We start from the raw sequence: 24,640 nt of genomic DNA, 5'->3' as shown, positions 1-24,640 counted from the left end.
GGCGAGGGCAATGCCTTCAGTGGCAAAGACGGGGAATTCAGAAAAGTACTACAGTTCAGGGGATAACTTGCGTGGAAATGTCAAAAGATGTGACAGTATTCCAGCGGTTTAATGACAAATTGCGGGGCTGGTGGTTAATGTAAACGGCATGTTCAGAAACACTTATGCCCCTGTAGGAAACGTCGCAAATCAAACAGGGGCATAGTGGGGGCTGCTTACTGATCAGGCAAAGACAAAGTACTTACGCACAGTCTCGACCACTTCCCAGGTCCCTTTCATCCCCGGTTCGATCACGAACACATCACCCGCCTTCAGGTGCTTCGGCTCTTCACCTTCCGGGGTGATGATGCAGTAGCCGTCGAGGAAGTGGCAGAACTCCCACTTCTCGTAATTGACCTCGAACTTGCCCGGGGTGCAGATCCAGGTACCCATGATCTTGCTGCCATCGGCCGACAGGTAGGCGTTGAGGTTGACGGTGTGCGGATCGCCGCCGATGCGCTTCCACTTGGTGGCGTCCACGACCGGCGTCGGGCAGGTTTCGCGCAGGACGGTAATGAAATCGGACATGGCACAACTCCTGGTGACTGGCTGAATGACTCGACACCATAGGGCCATTGGCCGAGCCCCAGTTGCCTGCGCTCGACGTCCAGGTGCCTGGCTGCGCTATGCGCGGACGTGATTAACCCTCCATAAGCAGGCGGTGACAAAATCCTACATGACAATAGGTTGATACCTACTTGCGCGCCCGACTCGTCCGCTGGTCGCGCCAGGTGTGTGTAGTGTGTACTGCGCTTCATTCTGGTCCGTTTGATGTGTATCATACACATCGACTGTCGAAGGAAGAATGAATGCGCAGTCGTGATGTAATTCAGCTCATTGAGGCAGACGGGTGGTACAAAGTAGAGGTGAAGGGCAGCCATCACCAGTTCAGGCACCCAATCAAAAGGGGAAGGGTGACGGGTTCCCCATCCTAAAAGTGATCTGCCCAAGGGCACAGTACATAGCATCCTGAAGCAAGCTGGGTTGATGCACCCTGATAGCTTCAACCGCTCGAAATTCAGTGGAGACGCGCAATGAAATTTCCCGTCGTATTGCATAAGGACGCCGACTCGGATTACGGGGTGACCGTTCCTGATGTCCCCGGCTGCTTTTCCGCAGGGGCGAGCGTGTCTCAAGCGTTGGAAAATGTTCAGGAGGCTTTGGCCCTGCATTTTGAAGGCTTGGTCGCTGATAACGAGGCGTTACCGCAGGCGCAGGAGGTCGATGTTCACGTGACCAACCCCGATTACCAAGGTGGCGTTTGGGCTGTAGTGGATTTCGATGTAACACCGTATTTGGGCAAGGCGGTACGCTTCAACGCAACGCTGCCGGAAAATCTGCTGCAGAGGATCGATGAGAAGGTAAAGCGCGATCATCGGTACGCATCGCGGTCTGGATTCCTGGCTTCAGCCGCGTTGCGGGAGCTGGCCCTCGGCCACTGAAGCTCATCGCGGGTAAACCCGTTCCCACAGGTACAGCGCAAACTTCCATGGGAGCGGGCTTGCCCGCGAAGAGGCCCGCACTGGCACCCTCATCACTCAAGCCCACCAATACCGCACAAAGTGGAAGAACACCGGCGCCGCGAAGCACACCGAGTCCATCCGGTCGAGCATGCCGCCGTGCCCCTCGATCATGTGCCCCCAATCCTTGACACCCCGGTCGCGCTTGATCGCCGACATCACCAAACCGCCGAAGAAGCCCATCACGTTCACAGTCAGCGCCATCAGGGCCGCCTGCCAGAAGCTGAACGGGGTGATCCAGCACAGCAGGGCGCCCACTAGCGTGGCCAGTGCCACGCCGCCGAGCAGGCCTTCCAGGGTTTTCGAGGGTGACAGGTTGGGTGCCACCTTGCGTTTGCCAAACAGCTTGCCGCATACGTACTGCAGCACGTCGCTGATCTGCACCACCAGGATCAGCCAGGCGATCAGCAGCAGGTTGCGGCCTTCGTAGCCGGGGATATCCAGGGTCAACAGCGCGGGCACTGCCGACACGCAGTACACCGCGATCATCAGCCCCCACTGCACCTTCGAGGCGCGTTCGAGAAACCGCGTGGTATCGCCGCCGAAGCTGGCCAGGATCGGCAGCAGCAGGAACAGGTAGACCGGGATGAAGATGCTGAACAGCCCATACCAATCCATGGCGATCAGCAGGTATTGCACCGGCAGCGCCACGTAGAACGCTGCCACCAATGCCGGGTAATCGCTGCGCCGGGTCGGGGTGAGCGTCATGAATTCGCGCAGGGCGTAGAACGAAACGCCGTAGAACAGCACGATCACGCCGTATTTGCCGAACACGAAGGCGATGCCGATCACCAGCACCATCACCCACCAGGCATTGATGCGGGCGTTGAGGTTGTCGATCACCGCGTGCGGCGCCGGGCCGGCGCGCCACTTGAGCAGGCGGCCGATCACGCTGGCGAGCAGCAGCAGGGCGCCGATGCCGGCAAATAGCGAAAGGGTGTTGTCGTCCATGTCAGGCTTCCTTAGGGGCCAGGTTCAGCAGGGCCTGGCTGGCCCGCTCGAGAAACGCCTGCTTGCTCTCATCCGCATGCAGGTGAATAGGTTCGCCGAAGCTCAGCGTGCACAGCAACGGCAAGGGCAGCGCGCGGCCCTTGGGCATGACCCGGTTGAGGTTGGCGATCCACACCGGCACCAGCTCAACCTCGGGGTTGGCCATCGCCAGGTGGTACAGGCCGCTTCTGAATGGCATCAGCGGCTCGTCACTGAGGTTGCGCGTGCCCTCAGGGAAGAAGATCAGCGAATCACCCTGGGCCACCGCTTCCAGGATCGGCTGCAGTGGGCTGCCCTGGCCTTCGCTGCGCTGGCGGTCGATCAGCACGCCGTTGAACACTTTGCGGATCAGGAAATCACGAATGCCAGGCTTGGCCCAGTAGTCGGCGCCGGCCACGGGACGTGTGCGTTCACGCAGAGGCGCTGGCAGCGAGGCCCAGAGCAGCACGAAGTCGCCGTGGCTGCTGTGGTTGGCGAAGTACAGGCGTTGCACCGGCAGCGGTGTGCAGCCGAGCCAAAGGGCGCGGGCGCCGGTGATCAGGCGGGCGGCGGAGGTAATGACGAAGGCGGTCAGGGCGGCGAGCATGGCGCGGTGGTTATCCGGTGAAGGGGAGTGTGAGCAGGGTAGTCAAGGTCAGTATCAGTTGCAGGGCCAGGCACGCGGCCTGGCGGCGTAACAGGGCCAGCGCGGCCTGACAGCGGCTGGGCCAGTCGCGGGCGTCGACGGCTTGCGGCTTGAGCCGCAGGTCGATCAGGGCCCGGTCCAGGGCCTGGGTATCCGTAGGCAGGTCAGTGCTGGCGCTCAGCTTGGCAAACAGCTCTGCATCCAGTGCCACGCGGATCGCCCAGTACTTGTGCAGCAGGCCGAGTACCAGCAAAACAACGCATAGCACGCTGGCCAGCGGCTGCAGTGGCATACCGAGTAAAGGTGCCAGGCCGTAGGCCAGGGCGAGCAGAGTGATGCCATCCGACAGGCGCTCCAGTTGCGCGCCACGGCCGAGCAGGCTGGCGACCAGGTGCAGGTTCATGGGTAGGCTCCCAACTGCTTCAGCACCTGGCGATGCGCCGGGTGCAGGACGATGCCGGGGCGCGCCTGGCGGATCAGCGCCTCGGCCTGGGCTGCATCGCTGCAGCGGCCGCTGAGCAACAGCCAGGCGGCCACTGCGCTGGCGCTGCGCGAATACCCCAGCGCGCAGCAGACCAGCAGGGGCCCTTGAGTGCGCAGGTGCTCGATGGCGTCGGCGGCTTGTTGCAGCAGCTGGGCATCGGCGGCTATCAGATCCAGGGTTGGCAATGATCGGTAGGCTGACTGCGCTGGCCTCATCGCCGGCAAGCCGGCTCCCACAGGGATCGCCACAGGCTCCAAGGTTCGCGCAGTACCTGTGGGAGCCGGCTTGCCGGCGATGGCGGTGGTACAGGCAATAAAGGGCAGTTCGGCGCAGAGGTCGACGATGGCAGCAAAGGGCGCGCGCTCGCCGCGCCCCGGTATGCGCCCGAGGAACACCCCGTCACATACTTCATCCGGCTGTGGGTGCCGCCAGGTCCAGCATCTGGAGTTGATCCAGGCCGCGACCAGGTAAGGCGCCAATAGCCAGCAGGCGGCATTCGAAAGCCGCCCGTCGCTACCTTTCTGAAACCCACCCGCACCGAGCACACCATAGTTAAGCGCGACCATGAACAAAGACACCGCAGGCCATGCCAGCCACAACCACGCGCCGCCGAGCCCGCCCGCCAACACCGCGCACAAACCTGCCCCCAGCCCATACCAGGCTGCCAGCCGCCAACGCTTGGCAACGCGCGCCAGGCGCGCACCCTGCAAAGGCAGCAGGCCTTCACGCGGCCACAGCCAGACACACACAAACCCCGCCAACGCCCCGGCAGGCAAATCGATGAAATGGTGCTGCCAGGTCGTCAGCACCGAGATACCGATCAACGCCATCCAGCCATGCATCACCCATCGCCAGGGTTGCCGGTGAATGTGCCGGGCAAACATCGTCCAGATGATCACCAGCAACGCGATATGCAGCGACGGTGCCTGGTTATAGGGTTTGTCGAACCCCATCAGCACATCGAACAACCAGCCGAACACGCCATCCAGCCCTGGCCGCTCGAAAGTGAAACGCAGCGGCCAGAGCAGGAAACAGCCCACGCTGATCAGTTGCGCGGTCAACAGCGCCAGGGCATGCCGGTCCATTTCCTGACGGGTGCGTGGCAGCAGGAAGGACAGCCCGTACAGCAGGTCGATCGACCAGTAAGGAATGATGGTCCAGGGCCACAGCGGCATGTGCTGTTCCCAGCCGAACACCAGGCTGCCGATGTCATCGCGGCCAGCGGTGTAGTTGTTCACCAGGCCATAGCTAAGAAAGAAGAACGGGCCCAGCATCAACAACCAGAGCACGCCCCGGCGGATCAGGCCCGGCTCACGGGGTGGGTTCATTCCCGCACTCGTTGCGCCAGGCTGACGCTGAAAATGCCCCACTCATCGATGCGCTGGGCAAGCTTGCGAAAGCCCGCCGCCTCGACCAGCTGGTCCATCTCGGCCTGGCTGCGCCGGCGCATGACCCACGCCTCACCGCCCCGGTGGCTGGTGAGGGCGCGGGCGATCATCTCCAGTTGCGGGTGCCAAGGCTGGCCGGTGTAGACCAGGTAGCCGCCATCCTCGACAGCCTCGGCCAGGCCTGCCAGCGAGTGGCTAACCAACGTATTGCTGGGGAACAGTTCATACAGGCCGGACACCACGGCGAGGGCAGGGCGCGGCTCGAGCGCAGCCAGGCTTTCGCGATCGAAGGCATCGCCTTGAACGAAGCGGGCGATGTCGGCCAGGCCTTTTTCGGCGATCAGCGCGCTGCCTTGCTGCACATTCAGCTCGCTGTAGTCGCGCAGCAGGATGGATTCCGGCAGTTGTTCCAGCGCTTGCAAGGCTTCGAGAATGTAGCGGCCGTGGCCTGCGGCAATATCGGTGATATGTACCGGCCGCTGCTGTTCCCGCAGCCGAGCGATCGCGATGCGCAGCAGCTCTTCAACGTGCAGCTTGCGCTGGCGGATGCCGCGCCACCCGATGGCGCCGAGGTAGTGCTGGTCGATCATCCGGCCCAGCTTGCCCTTGCCCGTCGGTTGGTTGCGGTAGACGTAGTCCAGGGTGCTGCCAGAATCAAAACCGGTGTCGAAGCCCAGCTTCACCCCGTCGGCGAGCCCTTTGCCCAGGCGCAGCCCGGCGCGGGTGGCACGCCAGTAAAGGTCGCGTGGCGAGTTGCGCGGCAAGGGCGCCGCCAGGCTTTCGGCCTCGGCACAGCTGGCGCCGACTTGGTCGGCATCGAGCAGCGACGGTAGCGGCGCGGGGCTTTCGAAACAGTGCTCGACAAAGCGTTCGATGCGCTTCAAAGCATGCCCCCGTTCACGCTCGCCGAGGGTGTCGTGGAAAAACCCGGGCAGGATGTGAAGCTCTTTGCGGGCACTGCCCAAGCGCTCGTAAAAACGCTCCTGCGGCTTGCGCTCGACCACCAGGTCGGCCCCGGAAACCAGCATCTGCGTCGGCACCTGAATGGCCTGCGCATCAGCCACCACCCGCTCGGCAGCCTCGTACAGGCCGAGCAGCATGGTCACCGAAATCGGCCGGCTGATCAGCGGGTCGGACACATACGACATGACCCGCTCCGGGTCGTGGGTAAGCAGGCGCGGTTTGACGTAGCTGTTGACGAAGAAGTTGCCGCGCATGGCCTTTAGCAGCTTCAGGCCGGGGCGGGCGAAAGGCACATACAGCTTGACCTTGAAGGCGGGCGAGGCGAGCACCAGGCAGCGCACCTTGGGTGCGTAGTCATGGGCCCAGGTGGCGATCAGCACGGCGCCGACACTCTGCGCCAACACCACCAGGTCCTGTTCGGCGATGCCGTGCCGGGCCTGGATATGTTCGATGAACGTCTGCACATCGCGCACGCTGGTGGCAAAGCTCGGGCTGTCGCCGCGGGCGCCCGGAGACTTGCCGTGGCCGCGTGCATCCCAGGCGAAGAACTCATAGCCCGGCATGTCCAGTTCGTCTGGCAGGTGGGCCATGCGCCCGCCATGTTCATGGCCACGGTGGAACATCACCACAGCCCGGCGAGGCTGGTGCTGGTTACGCGTGGCAGGCCAGTAACGGTAGTGCAGCTCGACCCCGTCATGGGTGGAGAAGTGCAGCGATTGCGCTTGGCGCATGGCGAAAGTCCTTGTCCGGCGGCGATGGGCTCAGCGGGTCTCGAGCAACCCCTGGCGAACCCGGTTGTAGAGGGTATAGAGCGAGAGTGCGAGGATGACCAGCAGCAGGCCGTTGATCCATGGCGCAGCGAGCAGGCCGAAGGCCACGCCTGTGCCCAGCACGCCGAAGGCGAACGCCCGGTCGCTCTTGCCCATCGGCCCGTCGTAGCGGCGCGATGCACCGGCCAGCGGGCCCATCACGCCCGCGTATTCGCTGAACGTGGCGCTGAGCACCACCAGCACCACCAGGCTGGGCCACACCCCGGCTAGCAGGGCGAACGGCAGGTACAGCGCGGCATCGGCGATCACGTCGCACAGCTCGTTCAGGTAGGCACCCAGTGTGGATTGCTGGCCGAATTCCCGGGCGAGCATGCCGTCAACGGCGTTCAACGCCATGCGCAGCAGCATCCAGAGCGGGATGAGGATGAACAGCCAGGTGCTGTGGCTGAGCCAGGCCAGCAGCAGGCCCAGCAAAACAGAGACCACCGCAGCGCTGACAGTGACCTGGTTGGCGGTGACGCCACGGGCATGCAGGCGTTCGACGCCGGGGCGCAGCAAGGCCTGAAAGCGGGGTTTGAGCTGATAGATCGATGGCACGTTGAACTCCCTGTCGTGGTGCGGCGGTGGGATTGTGAGGCGGACATATCCCGTAACGCAAGAACACCACGATCGCCGTGGAAGCGGGTTTGCCCGCGAAGCATTAGAGGCGGGGCCTGGCCATGGCTTCGCCCTGGTTCGCGGGGGGCGGCATCGGGGTAAACCCGCACCCACAAAGTCACGGTTCAATCAAACCACCTGGGGTGGGCCGCAAACGCTCGACCAACCCAGCGGCATACCCCGGCAACCCAGCAAAATCCCGCGCGCACAGCAGCAAGCGGCGATTGGCCCAGCCCTCGCGCAGCGCCACCCAATGCATCGGTAACAGGCCTTCCCAGCGCCTCACTGCCGCCAGCGGCACCACGCCGACACCGGCGCCCCCTGCAACCATGCGGATCACCCCGTCAAAACCTTCTGCGCGTACCCGCACGCGCATGCGTAGGCCCTCGCGCAAGGCCTGCTCCTCCAGGTAAAGCGCCAGCGCGCTGTTCGCCCCCAGCCCGACATGGCCATGGGCGAGGCTGTCGACAAAGCTCGGTGCGGGCTCCGCGCTGAGCGGGTGGCCCGGGGGGGTGACCAGTACCAGCGGATCATCGCGAAACGGCAGGGTCTGCAGGTGCGCGCTGGGTGCAGCAGTGGAGATGATGCCCAGGTCGGCCATGCCCTGGGTGATCGACTGCACGATCCTCAGGCTCGGCAGTTCCTGCACATCGACACTCACGCCGGGGTTGTTGGCCAGATAACCGGCAAGCAGTTCCGGCAAGTATTCGGTCAGCGCCGCCGTATTGCACAGCAGGCGCACCTGGCCTTGCTGGCCCTGGGCGTATTGGGCAAGGTCGAATTGCAGGCGCTCGACCTGCTGGCCGATCAGCCGGGCGTGTTGCAACAACGCCTGGCCAGCAGGCGTCGGCTGCACGCCACGGCGGTTGCGTTGCAGCAGTGCAGTCCCGAGCGAAGCCTCCATGGCCCGGATACGCGCACTGGCCGCCGGCAGTGACAGATGGCTGCGGCGCGCCCCCGCAGTGATGTTGCCGCACTCAAGGGTGTGCTGGAAAAGCGTGAGATCAATCAGGTCGAAATGCATTAGCCTCTGTCCAGGCAAAAGTCTCCCTGAGTATATGGCAGATTTTCAGCCCACCCGTCTCACGCCATGATGGCAGCCATGAATACCTTGATCGCGTTCTATCAAAACATCGGCCCGGCCTTGTCAGTTCTGGTCATCATCACCTTCGTGCTGGCTGGCGCGGTGAAAGGGGTGATAGGCCTCGGCCTGCCGACCATTGCCATGGGCCTGTTGGGCCTGGCTATGCCGCCTGCGCAGGCTGCCGCGTTGCTGATCGTCCCGTCGACGCTCACCAACCTCTGGCAACTGGCGGCGGGCGGGCATCTGCTGGCGCTGCTGCGGCGTCTCGGGCCGATGCTGGCGATGATCTTCATCGGCACCCTGCTGGGTAGCGCCTGGCTGGGCATCGACAGTGGCCCATGGGCGGTGCACGCGCTGGGCGCGGCGTTGCTGGTGTACGCGATGTACGGCCTGCTCGGGCCCGATCTGCGACTGGCGCCAAGCAGGGAAGGGTGGCTTGGGCCATTGTGTGGGCTGGTGACCGGCATCGTGACCGCCGCAACGGGCGTGTTCGTGATACCAGCGGTACCCTACTTGCAGAGCCTGGGCCTGAGCCGCGAGCAAATGATCCAGGCGCTGGGCCTGTCGTTCACCGTCTCGACCGTGGCCCTGGCCCTGGGCCTGGCCGGGCAGGATGCCCTGGGTGGCCAGGCACTGGGTGCGTCACTGCTGATGCTGGCGCCTGCGCTGCTGGGCATGCTGGCGGGCCAGTGGTTGCGTCAGCGCATCAGCCCGGTGCTGTTCAAACGCTGCTTCTTCATCGGCCTGGCCGTGCTGGGCGGCCATCTGCTGATCAACGGTTAGCGGACGAAGCACTGAGCATCTCGATGGCCTGGATATCGAAGTCGCGCTCCAGGTAATCCATGCGCTTTTCGAAGAACTCGACCATATGTGGCAAGGCTGAATGCACGTCCAGCGCGGCTTTGTCGGCCCACACCTCGAAGAACACGAACAAGCTCGGGTCGGCCTTGTCGCGCAACATGTGGTACTCGATGCAGCCAGGCTCCCGACGGCTCGGCTCTACGTAGGCACGGAACAAGGTTTCGAAGGCGTCGGCCATTTCCGGACGGGTCTTGGCCTTGAGGATGAAGGCGTGTTGCTCGGTCATGATGTGCTACTCGGTGATTAACGATGAGACGATTCTAAGGCAATAATGAATCGAGCATTCGTGACTTCAAGGCAATTGTATTTTGATCCATCCCTGCTGTTTCCCGCGCAAGCAAGCCTCTAATCTGCCGGTCATCCAATTTGACTCAGCCCACCGAGGCCCAGCATGAAAAAGATCCTTCTGCTCAATGGCGGTAAACAGTTCGCTCACTCCGACGGCCGCCTCAACCAGACCCTGCACGACGCTGCCCTGGCCCATCTCGACCGCGCCGGCTTCGACGTGCAACAAACCTTCATCGATGGCGGCTACGACGTGCAGGCCGAAGTCGAAAAATTCCTCTGGGCCGACGTGGTGATTTACCAGATGCCGGGCTGGTGGATGGGTGCACCGTGGACCGTGAAGAAGTACATCGACGAGGTCTTCACCGCCGGCCACGGCAGCCTCTATGCCAACGACGGTCGTACCCGCTCGGATGCCTCGCAGAAGTACGGTAGCGGCGGCCTGGTGCAGGGTAAGCAGTACATGCTGTCGTTGACCTGGAACGCCCCGCAGCAGGCCTTTGATGACCCGAGCGATTTCTTCGAGGGCAAAGGTGTGGACGCGGTGTACTTCCCGTTCCACAAGGCCAATCAGTTCCTGGGCATGACCGGCCTGCCGACCTACCTGGCAGTCGATGTGATGAAGCGCCCGGATGTACCAGCCGCACTGGCAGCCTATGAAGCGCACCTGGACCAGGTGTTCGGTAAGGCCGAATAACTGGACTTGCAGCCCTCAAGCGGCTATCTATCACCGCGACCAGCAGACACAGGCGCCGCCGTGAAAACCCGATCCGAAGAACTCCAGGTATTTGTCGCCGTGATCGACTGCGGCTCGATCTCCGCTGCCGCCGAGCAGATGGGCCAGACCCCGTCGGCGGTGAGCCGCACCTTGTCGCGCCTGGAGGCCAAGCTCGGCACCACCTTGGTCAACCGCACCACGCGGCGCATGGACCTGACTGAAGAGGGGCGGTTTTTCCTGGAACGGTCACGGCGGGTGCTGGAGCAGATGGACGAAATGGAAGAGCGCCTGTCGATGAACCGCCAGAACGCCGCCGGGCGCCTGCGCATCAACGCCGCGGCGCCTTTCATGCTGCACGCCATCCTGCCCTGGATCGGTGAGTTTCGCCGCCAGTACCCTGGCATCGAGCTGGAACTCAACACCGACGACCTGATCATCGACCTGCTGGAACAGAGCACCGACGTGGCAATCCGCATCGGTGAGCTGGCTGACTCCAGCCTGCATGCCCGCTCGCTGGGCTGCAGCCCGGTGCAGGTGCTGGCCAGCCCGGCCTACCTGGCACAGCACGGCACGCCGCAGCACGTCGAAGACCTGAACAACCACTGCCTGCTGGGCTTCAGCCAGCCCGAGTCGCTCAACCTGTGGCCGCTGCGCCACGCCGAGGGCGACCGTTGGCAGATCCGCCCGGCGCTGATCGCCTCCAGTGGCGAGACCCTGCGCCAGCTGGCGCTGGCCGGGGAGGGAATTGTCAGCCTGTCGCACTTCATGACCCATGAAGACATTCGCGCTGGCCGCCTGCAGGTGCTGTTGAGCGATGCCAACAACGGTTACCGCCAGCCGATCCACGCCGTTTACTACCGGAATACGCAACTGGCCTTGCGCATCCAATGCTTCCTCGATTTCATCCAGCAGAAGTTGGCGATGTACGCCTGCTGAGTTGCCTGAACGCGACAAATCCTGCCCATAGGCGGCGAAACTTCCTACCTTTGATTGCACAGTCGACACGCTTCGGCCTTACTGACTGATCAACAAAAACAACACCAAGGAAGTGTCATGCGTATCGTCCCGTTCCAGTACCTCGCGCTAGCAGCCGCGATCCTGAGCAGTTCCTCGGTCTACGCGGCAACCCTGGAGGGTGGCGCGGTGGCCGCGCCCGATCAATATGGCGCACAGGTGGCCGCCGATATTCTGAAAAAGGGTGGTAACGCAGTGGATGCGGCAGTGGCCACAGCCTTCACCCTGGCGGTGACGTACCCCGAGGCCGGCAACATCGGTGGCGGTGGTTTCATGACCCTGTTCGTCGACGGCAAAGCCTATTTCCTCGACTACCGCGAGGTGGCGCCCAAGGCCGCGACCCGCAACATGTACCTGGACGACAAAGGCGAGGTCGTCGAGAACCTGAGCCTGGTGGGTGTGCGTGCGGCCGGCGTGCCCGGTACGGTGATGGGCCTGTGGGAAGCACACCATAGGTTCGGCAAGCTGCCGTGGAGCGAGCTGCTCACCCCGGCCATCGGTTATGCCAAAAATGGCTTCAAGATCGCAGAAAAACAGTACCAGTACCGCAACGACGCCCAAGGCCTGTTCAAGACCGCGACCAACTTCAACGACTACTTCGGCAACATGAAAGTCGGTGAGCTGTTCAAGCAGCCGGAGATGGCCCAGACACTCGAGCGCATTGCCGACAAAGGCGTGAGTGAGTTCTATCAGGGCAAGACCGCCGACCTGCTGGTGGCCCAGATGCAGGCCGACAAAGGCCTGATCACCAAGGAAGACCTCAAGGATTACAAAGCCGTGTGGCGTGAGCCGATGGCCCTGAGCTGGCGCGGCAACGTGGTCTATACCGCGCCGCCGCCCAGCTCCGGCGGCGTTGCCCTGGCCCAGTTGCTGGGCATCAAGGAAGACCGCGCGGCGGACTTCAAGGGCGTGGCGCACAACTCGGCGCAGTACATCCACCTGCTGGCCGAAATCGAGAAACGTGTGTTTGCCGACCGTGCCGACTACCTGGGCGACCCAGCCTTCACCAAAGTGCCGGTCGACCAGTTGGTCGCCAAGGACTACCTGGCCAAGCGTGCTGCGCAGGTCAACCCCAAGGCCATTTCTGCAACCGACGACGTCAAGCCGGGGCTGGAACCGCACCAGACCACGCACTTCTCGATCGTCGACAAGCAGGGCAATGCGGTCAGCAACACTTACACACTCAACCTCGACTACGGCAGTGGCGTGGTGGTGAAAGGCGCAGGCTTCCTGCTCAACGACGAGATGGACGACTTCAGTGCCAAGCCGGGCGCGGCCAACGCCTTTGGTGTCGTGGGCGGTGATGCCAATGCGATCGAACCGGGTAAGCGCATGCTGTCATCCATGAGCCCGAGCCTGATGACCCGCGATGGCAAGGTCGAGCTAGTGCTCGGTACACCAGGTGGTTCGCGCATCTTCACCTCGATCTTCCAGGTGATGAACAACCTGTATGACTACGGCATGCCGCTGGAGAAGGCAGTGGCGGCGCAGCGTGTGCACCATCAGTTGCTGCCCAAGGACACCATTTATTTCGACAGCTATGCGCCGCTGACCGGGCCGGTGGCCGATGGGCTGAAGAAGATGGGGTATGTGCTGGAGGATCAGGGCTGGGAGATGGGCGATATCCAGGCGATCCGGGTGAACGGGGCGAAGCTTGAGACGGCTTCCGATCCGCGTGGGCGCGGGGTGGGGATGGTCGTCAAATAAGCGTTGGCCCCATCGCCGGCAAGCCGGCTCCCACAAGTCCCGCGCCTATCTTGAGGTTGCGCACTACCTGTAGGAGCTGGCTTGCCGGCGATTGGGCCGCATAGCGGCCCCAAGCCTGTAGTCACACCCGGAACTGGCTGACCAACATCTGCAAGTGCCCACCCAGGCGCGCCAGCTCGACGCTCGACGCCGCCGTCTCGTCACTGGCCGCCGCCGTCTGCTCCGACACATCCCGCACATTCAGAATGCTCCGGCTGATCTCTTCAGCCACCGCACTCTGCTGCTCGGCCGCCGCAGCAATCTGCTGGTTCATCGACTGGATGCTCGACACCGTGCTGGTGATGTTCTCCAGCGAAGCCCCGGCCTTGCGCGCCAGCTCGACGCTGCTGTCGGTCAGAGTACGGCTGCCTTGCATGGCGTTGGCCACCTGCTGGGTGCCATGCTGCAGGCCGGCGACCAGCTCTTCGATCTCTTCGGTGGACTTCTGCGTGCGCTGGGCCAGGCCGCGCACTTCGTCGGCGACCACGGCAAAACCACGGCCAGCTTCGCCGGCGCGGGCGGCTTCGATCGCGGCGTTCAGCGCCAGCAGGTTGGTTTGTTCGGCCACCGACTTGATCACGTCCATCACGCTGCCGATCTTCTGGCTTTCCTGTTGCAGCAGATTCATGGCTTCGGTGGAACGGTGCACTTCTTCGGCCAGGCGTTCGATCTGGCTGATCGCCTCACCGACCACGCGATCACCCGCGCGCGCTTCATCGTCGGCACCGGTTGCAGCATGCGAAGCCTGCTCGGCATTGCGCGCCACTTCCTGAACGGTCGCGGCCATTTCGTGCATGGCGGTAGCCACCTGGTCGGTTTCGACCTTCTGGCTGTTGGCCCCCGCACTGGTCTGCTCGGTGACGGCCGACAGCTCTTCGGCGGCGCTGGCGATCTGCGTGACGCCATCACGGATACCGCTGATCAGCTCACGCAGGGTGGTGCCCATGCGCGCGATGCCTTGTTGCAGCACGCCGATTTCGTCGCGGCGGGTAACCCGCATGTCGTGGGTGAGGTCGCCGCCGGCGATGCGCTCCACGGCTTGCAGGGTCTCCTGCAGAGGGCGGGTGATCTGGCGGGTGATGATGACTGCCGCCAGTACACCGGCCAGCAGCGCCAGCAACGTGGCGATGGTCTGCAGGCTGCGGGCCTGGCTGCTTTCGATGTCGCGGCGCTCGATCTGGATCTTGTACAAGGCGTCGCTGCGCTTGACGATGTCGGCGCCCTGAACGGTCATTTCTGCGCGGGAGGTGGTGATGGTTGCGACCGCATCGCGGAACTGGCGCACTGCCTCACGGTAGGCCTGAACCGACTGTTCGAACTGTTGCACGCGCGTGGCTTCGGCTGGCAGCTGGCGCTTGAGGGTGTCGATTTGCACCAGTGCCGATTCCAGCTGGCGCAGCGCCGCCTGTTCGTTGGCCGCGGTGTTTTCGGCGATGTAGCCGCGCACGTCCACACGCACTTGCAGCAGTTGCTGGCGGGTTTTGCTGATCAACTGGTATTGCGCCAGGCGCACGCTGTCGGCCTCGGGGCGGGCCATGACGTCCTGGCTAAGGGTTTCCATGGCAGCGTCGGCCTGCGCGGCCGACACGTTCATCGCTTCACGGGCGGCCAGCGAGCTCTTGTAGCCCGCGCGCATCTTGTTCAGCGAGACCTTGTACTCGCTGATGGTCTGGCCAAGCTCTTTGAGCAGCTTGACGTTTTCCGGGCTCTTGAAGGTGCCGACCAGGTATTCCTGCTGCTTGCTGAACGCATCCAGCTTGGCCTGGGTGTTGGCAGCGGCGGCATCATCGCCGTTGGCGATCATGTACTGCAGGCGCGCTACGCGCAGGTCGGTCAGGTCTTTGTTGAGCTGGCCGATATCACCCATCCAGTTGCTGCGGTCGATCAGGCTGCCCAGGCTGGTCCAGCCGGTCAGGGCCAGCAGGCCGGTAAGGACCAGCACCAGGCCGAAGCCCAGGCCGAGTTTGAGGTTGACGCTGATGTTGGCGAACCAGCTGTTCATGCACGCTCTCCAGAAAAATTTCGCTCACTTGATCATTTTTCGATCGCAAGGCGTTGTTGTTCTGGATGCCCGCTGAATCGTGCAGGGGTTATCGGCACTTGGCAGCGAAGCTGAAACGCTTTTTCAGCTGTTTTGTAACTGCATGAAAACGTTTGCTTTTTATCGGGCTATTCGCGGGCGAGCCCGCGAACATTTCACAGGCTGCGCGCACTGAACGTATCGCAGCTGTTCACATCCCCCTGCGCAAACCCGGCCTTGAACCAGCGTACCCGCTGCGCCGAAGTGCCATGGGTAAACGAGTCCGGCACGACGCGCCCCTGGCCCTTTTGCTGCAACCGGTCATCACCAATCGCGTTGGCCGCATTCAGTGCTTCCTCGACATCCCCCGGCTCCAGCCAGTTCAAGCGTTGCTGCGCCTGATAGGCCCAGACACCGGCCAGGCAGTCGGCCTGCAACTCCTGGCGCACCAGCAGGCCATTGTCGCCTTCCAGGCGCTGGCCGTTGCGCCGCGCGGCATCGACCTTGGCCGACACACCGAGCAAGGTCTGCACATGGTGGCCGATCTCATGGGCTATCACGTAGGCCTGGGCGAAGTCACCTGCAGCGGCGAAGCGGGTTTCCATTTCGCGGAAGAATGACATGTCCAGGTAGACCCGTTGGTCCGCCGGGCAGTAGAACGGCCCCACCGCCGCGGAGGCAAAACCGCAGGCGGAATTCACTTGGCCGCTGAACAGCACCAGTTTGGGGTCGCGGTACTGTTTGCCCGCCTGGGAGAACAGGGCCTTCCAGGTGTCTTCGGTGTCGCCGAGGATCGACGCGACGAATTGCGCCTGCTCGTCGTTCGCCGCCGGCGCCTTGTTGCCCGCGCCGCTGGGCGCCTGCTGTTGCTGCTGTTCCATCTGCCCGGTGAGCTGGCCGAGTATCTGCAGCGGGTCCTGGCCGGTGAGCCAACCGATGCCGACGATCAGCAGGATTGCCCCAAGCCCCAGCCCCTTGCCGCCGCCAAAGCGCATACCGCCGCCGCCGCCGCCCTCGCCACGGGCATCCACCACATTGTCGCTGCGCCGGCCTTTTCGCCATTCCATGAGTTGTGCTCCCGACCGTGAAACATGAAGACAAAGATTAGTTCACCCCAGCCAAAGGTACTAATGCATAACCATACGGTTATGTATCTGACCGCTGATTTCAATATTCATCCCGCGCGAGTTATCTGAAACTGCAAGTCCCCATAGGGGAATTTTCATAATTCCAAGAGAGGAAAACGGCATGCCCGCCCAGGACAATAGCCGCTTCGTGATCCGTGATCGCAACTGGCACCCCAAGGCCCTGACGCCCGACTACAAGACTTCCATTGCCCGCTCGCCGCGCCAGGCACTGGTGAGCATTCCGCAGTCGATCAGCGAAACCACCGGCCCGGATTTCACCCACCTGGGCTTCGGCGCCCATGACCACGACCTGCTGCTGAACTTCAACAACGGTGGCCTGCCGATCGGTGAGCGCATCATCGTTGCCGGCCGTGTCGTAGACCAGTACGGCAAGCCGGTGGCCAACACCTTGGTGGAGATCTGGCAGGCCAACGCTGGTGGCCGCTATCGCCACAAGAACGACCGCTACCTGGCACCGCTGGACCCGAACTTCGGCGGTGTCGGCCGTTGCCTGACCGACCGCGACGGCTGCTACAGCTTCCGCACCATCAAGCCCGGCCCGTACCCATGGCGCAACGGCCCCAACGACTGGCGCCCGGCGCACATTCACGTGGGTGTGAGTGGCCCGTCGATCGCCACCAAGCTGATCACCCAGCTGTATTTCGAAGGCGACCCGCTGATCCCGATGTGCCCGATCGTCAAGTCGATCGCCAACCCTGAAGCGGTGCAGCAGCTGATTGCCAAGCTCGACATGAGCCACGCCAACCCCATGGACTGCCTGGCGTACCGCTTTGACATCGTGCTGCGCGGCCAGCGCAAGACCCACTTCGAAAACTGCTGAGGACCCCGCCATGCCAATCGAACTGCTGCCGGAAACCCCTTCGCAGACCGCCGGCCCTTACGTGCACATCGGCCTGGCCCTGGAAGCGGCCGGCAACCCGACCCGCGACCAGGAAATCTGGAACTGCCTGGCCAAGCCTGAGGCACAGGGTGAACACATTCTGCTGATCGGCCAGGTGTATGACGGCAACGGCCACCTGGTGCGCGATTCGTTCCTGGAGCTGTGGCAGGCGGACGCCGCTGGCCAGTACCAGGATGAATACAACCTGGAAAACGCCTTCAACAGCTTCGGCCGCACCGCCACCACCTTCGATGCCGGTGAATGGACCGTGCAGACTGTGAAGCCTGGTGTGGTGAAGAATGCGGCCGGTGTGCCGATGGCGCCGCACATCAACATCAGCCTGTTTGCCCGTGGCATCAACATCCACCTGCACACGCGGCTGTATTTCGATGATGAGGCCGAAGCCAACGCCAAATGCCCGGTGCTCAACCTGATCGAGCAGCCGCAGCGCCGCGAAACCCTGGTTGCCAAGCGTTGCGAAGTGGATGGGAAGACGGCCTATCGTTTCGATATCCGTATTCAGGGGGAAGGGGAGACGGTGTTCTTCGACTTCTGAGTGTATTGGGGCCGCGTTGCGGCCCCAGTTTCAGCCAATCAACGCCGAACCAGCAAAACCCCACTTTCCATATGGTGGGTATAAGGGAACTGGTCAAACAACGCACAACGCTCGATGCGGTGCGTGTCCTGCAACTGCTCGATGTTCGCCGCCAGCGTTTCCGGGTTGCACGAAATGTACAGAATCCGCTCGAAACGCCGGGTCAGCTCGCAGGTATCCGGGTCCATGCCCGCGCGTGGCGGGTCGACGAACACAGTACCGAACGCGTAGCTTTTCAGGTCGATCCCTTCCAGCCGGCGGAACGGGCGCACGTCATTCAGTGCCTGGGTCAGCTCTTCTGCCGACAACCGCACCAGCCGCACGTTATCCACAGCGTTCTCGTCAAGGTTGCTCAGCGCGGCATTGACCGAAGTCTTGCTGATCTCGGTGGCCAGCACCTGGCGCACCCGTGTGGCCAGCGGCAGGGTGAAGTTGCCGTTGCCGCAATACAGCTCCAGCAAGTCGTCATCGCGATCGCCGATGGCCTCGAATGCCCAGCTCAACATCTTCTGGTTTACCGCGCCGTTAGGCTGGGTGAACGCACCTTCCGGCTGACGATAGCTGAACACACGGCCGGCGACCTCGAGTTTCTCCACGGCATAGTCACGGCCAATCACCAGGCGTTTGCCTTTGGACCGGCCAATCAGGCTCACACCCAGCGCTTCAGCCAGCTCCCGCGCGGCCACTTCCCAGGCTTCGTCGAGCGGGCGGTGGTAGCACATCGTGACCATTGCATCGCCGGCCAGGGTGGTCAGGAACTCCACCTGGAACAGGCGATTGCTGAGTTCCTCACTGGCCTGCCAGGCCGCCTTCAAGCGCGGCATCAGGGCGTTGATGCGCTGGCTGGCAATGGGGAAATCGTCGATCAGGATGGCCTTGTGCTTCTCGCCCGGGGCGAACATCGCATAGTGGCGCTGGCCGTCCTCGCGCCACAGGCGGAACTCGGCGCGCAACCGGTAGTGCTCGCGCGGCGAGTCGAAGACGGCAGGCTCCGGCGCGCCGAACGGGGCCAACAGCTCACGCAGGCGGGCGACTTTGCCCTGCAGTTGCGCGTCGTAGGCGCTAGGGTCGAATGCAGCACTCATGCGTTGAACCAGCCCAGCTTGATGACGAACAGAATGGAAAGGATCACCAGTGCCGGGTTCAGGTCGCGGTGGCGGCCCGAGATCAGCTTGATGGCAGTCCAGGAGATGAAGCCGAAAGCGATGCCGTTGGCGATCGAGTAGGTCAGCGGCATCGCCAGGGCGGTGACCACCACGGGCGCAGCTTCGGTGACGTCGTCCCAGTTTATTTCCGCCAGGCCCGAGGCCATCAGTACGGCGACGAACAGCAGCGCCGGGGCGGTGGCGAAGGCCGGTACGCTACCGGCCAGCGGGGCGAAGAACAGCGCCAGCAGGAACAGCACGGCAACCACGATGGCGGTGAGGCCAGTGCGGCCACCGGCGCTCACGCCCGCCGCCGACTCGATGTAGCTGGTGGTAGTCGAGGTGCCCAGCAGCGAACCGGCCATGGCTGCCGTGCTGTCGGCGATCAGGGCGCGGCCCATCTTCGGCATGTGGCCGTCCTTGCCCATCAGGCCGGCGCGCTTGGCCACGGCGATCAGGGTGCCGGAGTTGTCGAACAAGTCGACGAAGAGGAAGGCGAAGATCACGCTGATCAGGCCCACATCGAGGGCACCGGCGATGTCCAGCTGCAAGAAGGTCGGTGCCAGCGAAGGCGGCATCGACACGATGCCGCCGAACGGCGTGACGCCCATGGCGATTGACGCGACGGTGACGGCCAGGATGCCGATCAGCACCGCGCCGCGCACTTTCAGCGACTCGAGGCCGACGATCAGGAAGAAGCCCAGTGTGGCGAGGATCACCGAAGGCTGCTTGAGGTCGCCCATGCCCACCAAGGTAGCTGGGTTATCGACGACGATGCCCGCGTTATGCAGGGCGATCAGCGCCAGGAACAGGCCAATACCGGCCGCGATGGCCGAGCGCAGTGGCAGCGGGATGCTGTTCACGATCCATTCGCGGATACGGAAGATCGACAACAGGAAGAACATCACCGCCGACAGGAACACCGCACCCAGCGCCACTTGCCAGGTGTGGCCCATGTGCAGGACCACGGTGTAGGTGAAGAACGCGTTCAGGCCCATGCCCGGCGCCAAGGCGATCGGGTAGTTGGCGATCAGGCCCATGGTGGCCGAGCCGATGGCCGCGGCCAGGCAGGTGGCGACGAAGATCGCACCCTTGTCCATGCCGGTTTCGCCGAGAATGCTCGGGTTGACGAACAGGATGTAGGCCATGGCCAGGAAGGTGGTGACGCCCGCGAGAATCTCGGTGCGCACGTTGGTGTTGTGTGCTCTTAGTTGAAACAGCCTTTCCAGCATGCCCGCTCCCCAAGGCGCCCCCGGCGCCATGAATGTATCGACCCCATCAGCAAAGCACAGACCGTACCGGTTGCCGTGGTTTTGTGTGGGGAGGAAAAAAGCCGCGCATCATACCAGCATGCTTGGCGGGGGCCTATGGCCGTTGGGGAATGGGTTTGCATAGCCGGTACCGGCCCTGTGGGAGCGGGCTTGTCCCGCGAAGAGGCCGGCACAGGCAACTGATCAACCGTTATGCAACCGGTCCCGCTTGGCCAGCGTCGGGAACATTTTTATCCACAGCCCCGTCACCACCAGTGTGCCCACCCCGCCCATCACCACCGCCGGCACCGTACCAAACCAGTGCGCCGTGACACCGGATTCGAACTCGCCGAGCTGATTCGAGGCACCGATGAACAACCCGTTGACTGCGCTCACCCGGCCGCGCATCTCGTCGGGCGTCTCCAGCTGCACGAAGGCGCCGCGGATCACCATGCTGATCATGTCTGCCGCGCCCAGCACCACCAGCACTGCCAACGAGAACCAGAACGAGGTCGACAGGCCAAACGCGATGGTCGCCACGCCAAACACGCCGACCGCGGTGAACATGATGCGGCCGACCTTGCGCTCAACCGGGAAGCGCGCCAGCCACAGCGACATCAACAGCGCCCCCACCGCCGGTGCCGAGCGCAGCAGGCCCAGGCCCCACGGGCCGGTCAACAGAATGTCCTTGGCGAACACCGGCAACAGCGCGGTGGCACCGCCCAGCAGTACGGCGAACAGGTCGAGCGAAATGGCCCCGAGAATGTCTGGCCGGCTGCGGATGAAGCGAATCCCGGCCAGCAGCGACTCCAGGCTGGCGCGCCCGCGCTGCGGTACCTGCTGGCGCGAGTCCAGGCTCAGCATCAGCAGGCAGGCAATGGCATACAGGGCCACGGTCGGGCCGTACACCCAGATGCTGCCGAAGGCATAGAGGAAACCGCCCACGGCCGGGGCGACGATGGTCGCCGCCTGAGTCGCCGAGGCAGACGCCGCCACGGCCCGTGGGAACAGCCCGGGCGGCACTACATTGGGCAACAGCGCCTGGGTGGCGGGCATTTCGAACGAGCGCGTGGCGCCCAGCAGGAAGGCCAGCACGAAGATCAATTCGCGGCTGACGTTGTCGGTGGCGCTGCCCAACGCCAGGGCCAGGGCGATCAGGCCCTGCAGGGTCTGGCACAGGGCAGCGACCTTGCGCCGGTCATAACGGTCGGCGACATGCCCGGTGTGCAGCATGAACAGCACGCGCGGCGCGAATTCGACCAGGCCGACCAGGCCGAGGTCGAGCACATTGCCGGTCAGCTGGTAGAGGTGCCAGCCGATGGCCACGGTGAGCATCTGGAAGCCGCTGGCGGTGAATACCCGTGCCAGCCAGAAGGCAACGAACGGGCGGTGATGGCGTAATAACTGCGGTGCTGAATCAGACATCGCGAACCTGTGGCTTCGGCGCAGTAGAGGGGCCCGCAGCGTATCATCTGTTTGTAACAAACAGTTACTGTTTGCCGTGATCGGCACTTTTCAACGCTTCCCGAAAGAGGGTGGGGCAACAGGTCACGCGGCAATCAACCACACGGCCCATCCGGCCATTCGGGACTATGCTTCCTAGCAGTCGTTGATCTGGATCAATCGTTCCAGAAACAACGAATTGGCCTGTAGGCCGAAATCCCTGCGATCGAACAGAACAATTCCAACAGGCCGCACTCGACTGAGACGTGGGGGCAGTGGGCAACGGGGCCACAAGCCCGGAAGCCGGATTATCTGAAGAGGAAGCACCATGTTCGGAATAGAAGCCCTCGAGCTCGCCCGAATTCAGTTTGCCTTTACCGTGTCGTTTCACATCCTGTTCCCGGCCATTACCATCGGCCTGGCGAGCTACCTGGCGGTTCTCGAAGGCCTCTGGCTGAGGACCCACGAGCAGGTCTACCGTGACCTCTACCACTTCTGGTCGAAAATCTTCGCCGTCAACTTCGGCATGGGCGTGGTCTCCGGCCTGGTCATGGCCTACCAGTTCGGCACCAACTGGAGCCGCTTCTCCGACTTCGCAGGCGCCGTCACCGGCCCGCTACTGACCTATGAAGTGCTGACCGCGTTCTTCCTCGAGGCGGGCTTCCTCGGCGTCATGCTGTTCGGCTGGAACCGTGTGGGCCGCGGCCTGCACTTCTTCGCCACGGTGATGGTGGCGCTGGGCACCCTGGTGTCGACGTTCTGGATCCTCGCCTCCAACAGCTGGATGCAAACCCCGCAGGGCCACGAGATCATCGACGGCCGTGTGGTTCCGGTTGACTGGCTGGCGGTGATCTTCAACCCGTCGTTCCCCTATCGCCTGATGCACATGGCCACTGCGGCGTTCGTTGCGACGGCCTTCTTCGTCGGCGCCTCGGCGGCCTGGCACCTGCTGCGCGGGCGCGACAACCCGGCCGTGCGCAAGATGCTCTCGATGGCCATGTGGATGGCGCTGATCGTCGCGCCGGTGCAGGCAGTCATCGGTGACTTCCACGGCCTCAACACCCTCAAGCACCAGCCGGTAAAGATTGCCGCGATCGAAGGCCATTGGGAGAACGTGCCCGGCGAGCCAACCCCGCTGATCCTGTTCGGCATCCCCGACATGAAAGCCGAGACCACCCGCTTCAAGGTCGAGATCCCGGCGCTTGGCAGCCTCATCCTCACCCACAGCCTGGATAAACAGGTGCCGGCCATGAAGGAGTTCCCACCCGAGGACCGGCCCAATTCGACCATTGTCTTCTGGTCGTTCCGGGTCATGGTCGGGCTGGGCTTGCTGATGATTTTCGTCGGCCTGTGGAGCCTGTGGCTGCGCAAGCGCGGCACCCTCTACAGCTCACGGCCGTTCCTGTACCTGACCCTGTGGATGGGCCCGTCCGGCCTGGTCGCGATCCTGGCTGGCTGGTTCACCACCGAGATCGGCCGTCAGCCGTGGGTGGTCTATGGCTTGATGCGCACCTCGGAAGCTGTTTCCAACCACAGTTATGCACAACTTGGGTTCACCCTGGTGGCTTTCGTGGTGGTGTACTTCGCGCTGTTCGGCACGGGCCTTGGGTACATGATGCGCCTGGTGCGCAAAGGGCCGAAAACAGGCGAGGGTGATGATCACACGCCGGGTGGCCCCGGGCAAAAACGCACGCCGGCACGGCCGCTGTCTGCCGCCGATGATGGCCGCGAGGCCAACACCCCCAGCCTGAGCAAGGAGAACTGAGCCATGGGTATCGACCTTCCGCTGATCTGGGCTGTGATCATCATCTTCGGCGTCATGATGTACGTGGTGATGGATGGTTTTGACCTCGGCATCGGCATGCTCTTCCCGTTCGTCAAGGACGAGCATGACCGTGACGTGATGATGAACACCGTCGCCCCCGTGTGGGACGGCAACGAGACGTGGCTAGTGCTCGGCGGTGCCGGGCTGTTCGGGGCGTTCCCACTGGCCTACGCAGTGGTGCTCGAAGCCTTGTACCTGCCGCTGATTCTGATGCTCATCGGCCTGATATTCCGCGGCGTGGCGTTCGAATTCCGCTTCAAGGCCAAGGATGACAAGCGCCATATCTGGAACAAGGCATTTATCGGCGGCTCGCTGGTGGCGACGTTCTTCCAGGGTGTTGCGCTGGGCGCGTTCATGGAGGGGTTCAAAGTGGTCGACCGGCATTTCGCCGGCGGCACGCTCGACTGGCTGACCCCGTTCAGCCTGTTCTGCGGCCTGGGCCTGATCGTTGCGTATACCTTGCTGGGCTGCACCTGGCTGATCATGAAGACCGAGGGGCCGTTGCAGGCGCAGATGCACAAACTCGGCCGGCCACTGGCACTGGTGTTGCTGGTGGTGATCGGTATCGTCAGCCTGTGGACGCCGATCGCTTACCCGCAGATCGCCGATCGCTGGTTCAGCATGCCTAACCTGCTGTGGTTCATGCCGGTGCCGGTCCTGGTGCTGGTGACCTTCTACGGCCTGTTCAAAGCGGTGGCGCGCAGTGCCAACTACACGCCGTTCCTGTTGACCCTGGTGCTGATCTTCCTTGGCTACAGTGGCCTGGGCATCAGCCTGTGGCCGAACATCATCCCGCCGTCGATCTCGATCTGGGAGGCCGCTGCACCGCCACAAAGCCAGGGCTTCATGTTGGTGGGCACGCTGTTCATCCTGCCGTTCATCCTTGGGTACACCTTCTGGAGCTACTACGTGTTCCGCGGCAAGGTCACCCACGAAGACGGCTATCACTAGGAGAGGTGCATGATGGCTGGCAAACATGGCCTTGAAGAGAAAAAACCGCTTTGGCAGCGGCTGGGCTGGCTGCTGCTGATCTGGGCGATGAGCGTGGCGGCGCTGGGTGTGGCTGCCTATGTAATGCGGCTGTTCATGGGGGCGGCCGGGCTGACCACCCATTGAAGACTGTCCAGTGATGGGCCTATCGCCGGCAAGCCGGCTCCTGCAGGTACAGCGTTGTGCTTGAGAGCACCGCA

At 63.2% G+C, this 24,640-nt stretch carries 24 protein-coding genes and 1 pseudogene; 11 read left to right on the top strand and 14 right to left on the bottom strand.

Going from position 1 to position 24,640, the window contains the following annotated elements:
- Positions 1-222: 222 nt before the first annotated feature.
- The gene (locus ACNQPL_RS06380) at positions 223-567 is read right to left on the bottom strand and encodes a cupin domain-containing protein (RefSeq protein ID WP_003258412.1); all 345 of its coding nucleotides are present in this window, start codon (positions 565-567) and stop codon (positions 223-225) included.
- A gap of 281 nt (positions 568-848) precedes the next feature.
- Between ACNQPL_RS06380 and ACNQPL_RS06375 the strand changes: the two are divergent.
- Both ACNQPL_RS06375 and ACNQPL_RS06370 read left to right on the top strand, forming a co-directional pair.
- Positions 849-1,077 (top strand): annotated as a pseudogene (locus ACNQPL_RS06375) (type II toxin-antitoxin system HicA family toxin).
- On the top strand, positions 1,074-1,481 hold the full coding sequence (locus ACNQPL_RS06370) for a type II toxin-antitoxin system HicB family antitoxin (RefSeq protein ID WP_346613884.1): 408 nt from the start codon (positions 1,074-1,076) through the stop codon (positions 1,479-1,481). Before ACNQPL_RS06375 ends, ACNQPL_RS06370 begins: the two are co-directional and overlap by 4 nt.
- 96 nt (positions 1,482-1,577) lie before the next feature.
- On the opposite strand, the gene ACNQPL_RS06365 is transcribed toward ACNQPL_RS06370, so the two are convergent.
- From ACNQPL_RS06365 to ACNQPL_RS06335, 7 genes are all read right to left on the bottom strand, one after another.
- The gene (locus ACNQPL_RS06365) at positions 1,578-2,510 is read right to left on the bottom strand and encodes a phosphatidate cytidylyltransferase (RefSeq protein WP_346613885.1); all 933 of its coding nucleotides are present in this window, start codon (positions 2,508-2,510) and stop codon (positions 1,578-1,580) included.
- 1 nt (position 2,511) lies between these two features.
- Positions 2,512-3,135 (bottom strand): lysophospholipid acyltransferase family protein, encoded by a 624-nt coding sequence (locus ACNQPL_RS06360; RefSeq protein ID WP_346613886.1) that lies wholly within the window; start codon positions 3,133-3,135, stop codon positions 2,512-2,514.
- 10 nt (positions 3,136-3,145) lie between these two features.
- The gene (locus tag ACNQPL_RS06355; protein ID WP_416466244.1) at positions 3,146-3,577 is read right to left on the bottom strand and encodes a hypothetical protein; all 432 of its coding nucleotides are present in this window, start codon (positions 3,575-3,577) and stop codon (positions 3,146-3,148) included.
- Positions 3,574-4,986: a phosphatase PAP2/dual specificity phosphatase family protein gene (locus tag ACNQPL_RS06350; RefSeq protein WP_416466243.1), complete on the bottom strand. Its 1,413-nt coding sequence runs from the start codon at positions 4,984-4,986 to the stop codon at positions 3,574-3,576. Before ACNQPL_RS06350 ends, ACNQPL_RS06355 begins: the two co-directional genes overlap by 4 nt.
- The gene (locus tag ACNQPL_RS06345; RefSeq protein ID WP_416466242.1) at positions 4,983-6,740 is read right to left on the bottom strand and encodes a bifunctional alpha/beta hydrolase/class I SAM-dependent methyltransferase; all 1,758 of its coding nucleotides are present in this window, start codon (positions 6,738-6,740) and stop codon (positions 4,983-4,985) included. Before ACNQPL_RS06345 ends, ACNQPL_RS06350 begins: the two co-directional genes overlap by 4 nt.
- A gap of 30 nt (positions 6,741-6,770) precedes the next feature.
- Complete coding sequence (locus tag ACNQPL_RS06340; RefSeq protein ID WP_346613890.1) at positions 6,771-7,376, bottom strand: CDP-alcohol phosphatidyltransferase family protein; 606 nt, start codon at positions 7,374-7,376, stop codon at positions 6,771-6,773.
- A 178-nt stretch (positions 7,377-7,554) separates the two neighbouring features.
- The gene (locus ACNQPL_RS06335) at positions 7,555-8,460 is read right to left on the bottom strand and encodes a LysR family transcriptional regulator (RefSeq protein ID WP_416466241.1); all 906 of its coding nucleotides are present in this window, start codon (positions 8,458-8,460) and stop codon (positions 7,555-7,557) included.
- Positions 8,461-8,538: 78 nt separating this feature from the next.
- Between ACNQPL_RS06335 and ACNQPL_RS06330 the strand changes: the two genes are divergently transcribed.
- A complete protein-coding gene (locus tag ACNQPL_RS06330; protein ID WP_416466240.1) occupies positions 8,539-9,303 on the top strand; it encodes a sulfite exporter TauE/SafE family protein in 765 nt (254 codons plus the stop codon).
- Here ACNQPL_RS06330 and ACNQPL_RS06325 read toward each other — a convergent pair.
- Entirely contained in the window at positions 9,293-9,607 is a 315-nt protein-coding gene (locus ACNQPL_RS06325; protein ID WP_416466239.1) for a putative quinol monooxygenase, read from the bottom strand. The two genes, ACNQPL_RS06330 and ACNQPL_RS06325, sit on opposite strands and share 11 nt — an antisense overlap.
- A gap of 165 nt (positions 9,608-9,772) precedes the next feature.
- Between ACNQPL_RS06325 and ACNQPL_RS06320 the strand changes: the two genes are divergently transcribed.
- The 3 genes from ACNQPL_RS06320 to ggt all read left to right on the top strand — a co-directional run bounded on the left by ACNQPL_RS06320 (position 9,773) and on the right by ggt (position 13,105).
- Positions 9,773-10,363 carry an NAD(P)H-dependent oxidoreductase gene (locus ACNQPL_RS06320; RefSeq protein ID WP_346613894.1) on the top strand — a complete coding sequence of 197 codons (591 nt, stop codon included), beginning with the start codon at positions 9,773-9,775 and terminating at the stop codon, positions 10,361-10,363.
- 60 nt (positions 10,364-10,423) lie between these two features.
- Positions 10,424-11,320 (top strand): LysR family transcriptional regulator, encoded by an 897-nt coding sequence (locus tag ACNQPL_RS06315; protein WP_346613895.1) that lies wholly within the window; start codon positions 10,424-10,426, stop codon positions 11,318-11,320.
- Positions 11,321-11,437: 117 nt separating this feature from the next.
- Positions 11,438-13,105 (top strand): gamma-glutamyltransferase, encoded by a 1,668-nt coding sequence (gene ggt, locus ACNQPL_RS06310; protein ID WP_416466238.1) that lies wholly within the window; start codon positions 11,438-11,440, stop codon positions 13,103-13,105.
- 121 nt (positions 13,106-13,226) lie between these two features.
- Here ggt and ACNQPL_RS06305 read toward each other — a convergent pair whose 3' ends face one another.
- Together ACNQPL_RS06305 and ACNQPL_RS06300 are read right to left on the bottom strand one after the other, a co-directional pair.
- Positions 13,227-15,146 (bottom strand): methyl-accepting chemotaxis protein, encoded by a 1,920-nt coding sequence (locus tag ACNQPL_RS06305; RefSeq protein ID WP_346613897.1) that lies wholly within the window; start codon positions 15,144-15,146, stop codon positions 13,227-13,229.
- A gap of 194 nt (positions 15,147-15,340) precedes the next feature.
- Complete coding sequence (locus ACNQPL_RS06300; RefSeq protein WP_346613898.1) at positions 15,341-16,231, bottom strand: neutral zinc metallopeptidase; 891 nt, start codon at positions 16,229-16,231, stop codon at positions 15,341-15,343.
- A 181-nt stretch (positions 16,232-16,412) separates the two neighbouring features.
- Between ACNQPL_RS06300 and pcaH the strand changes: the two genes are divergently transcribed.
- Positions 16,413-17,132 (top strand): protocatechuate 3,4-dioxygenase subunit beta, encoded by a 720-nt coding sequence (gene pcaH / locus ACNQPL_RS06295; RefSeq protein WP_346613899.1) that lies wholly within the window; start codon positions 16,413-16,415, stop codon positions 17,130-17,132.
- A gap of 10 nt (positions 17,133-17,142) precedes the next feature.
- A complete protein-coding gene (gene pcaG, locus ACNQPL_RS06290; protein WP_346613900.1) occupies positions 17,143-17,748 on the top strand; it encodes a protocatechuate 3,4-dioxygenase subunit alpha in 606 nt (201 codons plus the stop codon).
- A gap of 38 nt (positions 17,749-17,786) precedes the next feature.
- On the opposite strand, the gene trmA is transcribed toward pcaG, so the two are convergent.
- From trmA to ACNQPL_RS06275, 3 genes are all read right to left on the bottom strand, one after another.
- Positions 17,787-18,872, bottom strand: coding sequence for a tRNA (uridine(54)-C5)-methyltransferase TrmA (gene trmA, locus ACNQPL_RS06285; protein WP_346613901.1), 1,086 nt, complete (start codon positions 18,870-18,872; stop codon positions 17,787-17,789).
- The gene (locus ACNQPL_RS06280; RefSeq protein ID WP_346613902.1) at positions 18,869-20,164 is read right to left on the bottom strand and encodes an NCS2 family permease; all 1,296 of its coding nucleotides are present in this window, start codon (positions 20,162-20,164) and stop codon (positions 18,869-18,871) included. The genes trmA and ACNQPL_RS06280 overlap by 4 nt, the downstream gene beginning before the upstream one ends.
- A 222-nt stretch (positions 20,165-20,386) precedes the next feature.
- Positions 20,387-21,607 (bottom strand): MFS transporter, encoded by a 1,221-nt coding sequence (locus tag ACNQPL_RS06275; protein WP_416466237.1) that lies wholly within the window; start codon positions 21,605-21,607, stop codon positions 20,387-20,389.
- Positions 21,608-21,953: 346 nt separating this feature from the next.
- Between ACNQPL_RS06275 and ACNQPL_RS06270 the strand changes: the two genes are divergently transcribed.
- From ACNQPL_RS06270 to ACNQPL_RS06260, 3 genes are read left to right on the top strand one after another with little or no spacing between them, the layout of a single operon-like run.
- Positions 21,954-23,390, top strand: a complete 1,437-nt coding sequence (locus ACNQPL_RS06270) for a cytochrome ubiquinol oxidase subunit I (RefSeq protein ID WP_416466236.1) — start codon at positions 21,954-21,956, stop codon at positions 23,388-23,390.
- Between the two features lie 3 nt (positions 23,391-23,393).
- Positions 23,394-24,401 carry a cytochrome d ubiquinol oxidase subunit II gene (cydB, locus tag ACNQPL_RS06265; protein WP_416466235.1) on the top strand — a complete coding sequence of 336 codons (1,008 nt, stop codon included), beginning with the start codon at positions 23,394-23,396 and terminating at the stop codon, positions 24,399-24,401.
- Positions 24,402-24,410: 9 nt separating this feature from the next.
- Positions 24,411-24,566 (top strand): DUF2474 domain-containing protein, encoded by a 156-nt coding sequence (locus tag ACNQPL_RS06260; RefSeq protein ID WP_346613906.1) that lies wholly within the window; start codon positions 24,411-24,413, stop codon positions 24,564-24,566.
- The last annotated feature ends 74 nt before the right edge of the window (positions 24,567-24,640 follow it).

Origin of the sequence: Pseudomonas sp. LFS044 (assembly GCF_047978245.1) — a bacterium.
In the GTDB taxonomy this organism is placed as follows: domain Bacteria; phylum Pseudomonadota; class Gammaproteobacteria; order Pseudomonadales; family Pseudomonadaceae; genus Aquipseudomonas.
The sequence above is the reverse complement of the archived record's forward strand: the minus strand, read 5'-3'. Positions and strand labels throughout refer to the sequence as shown.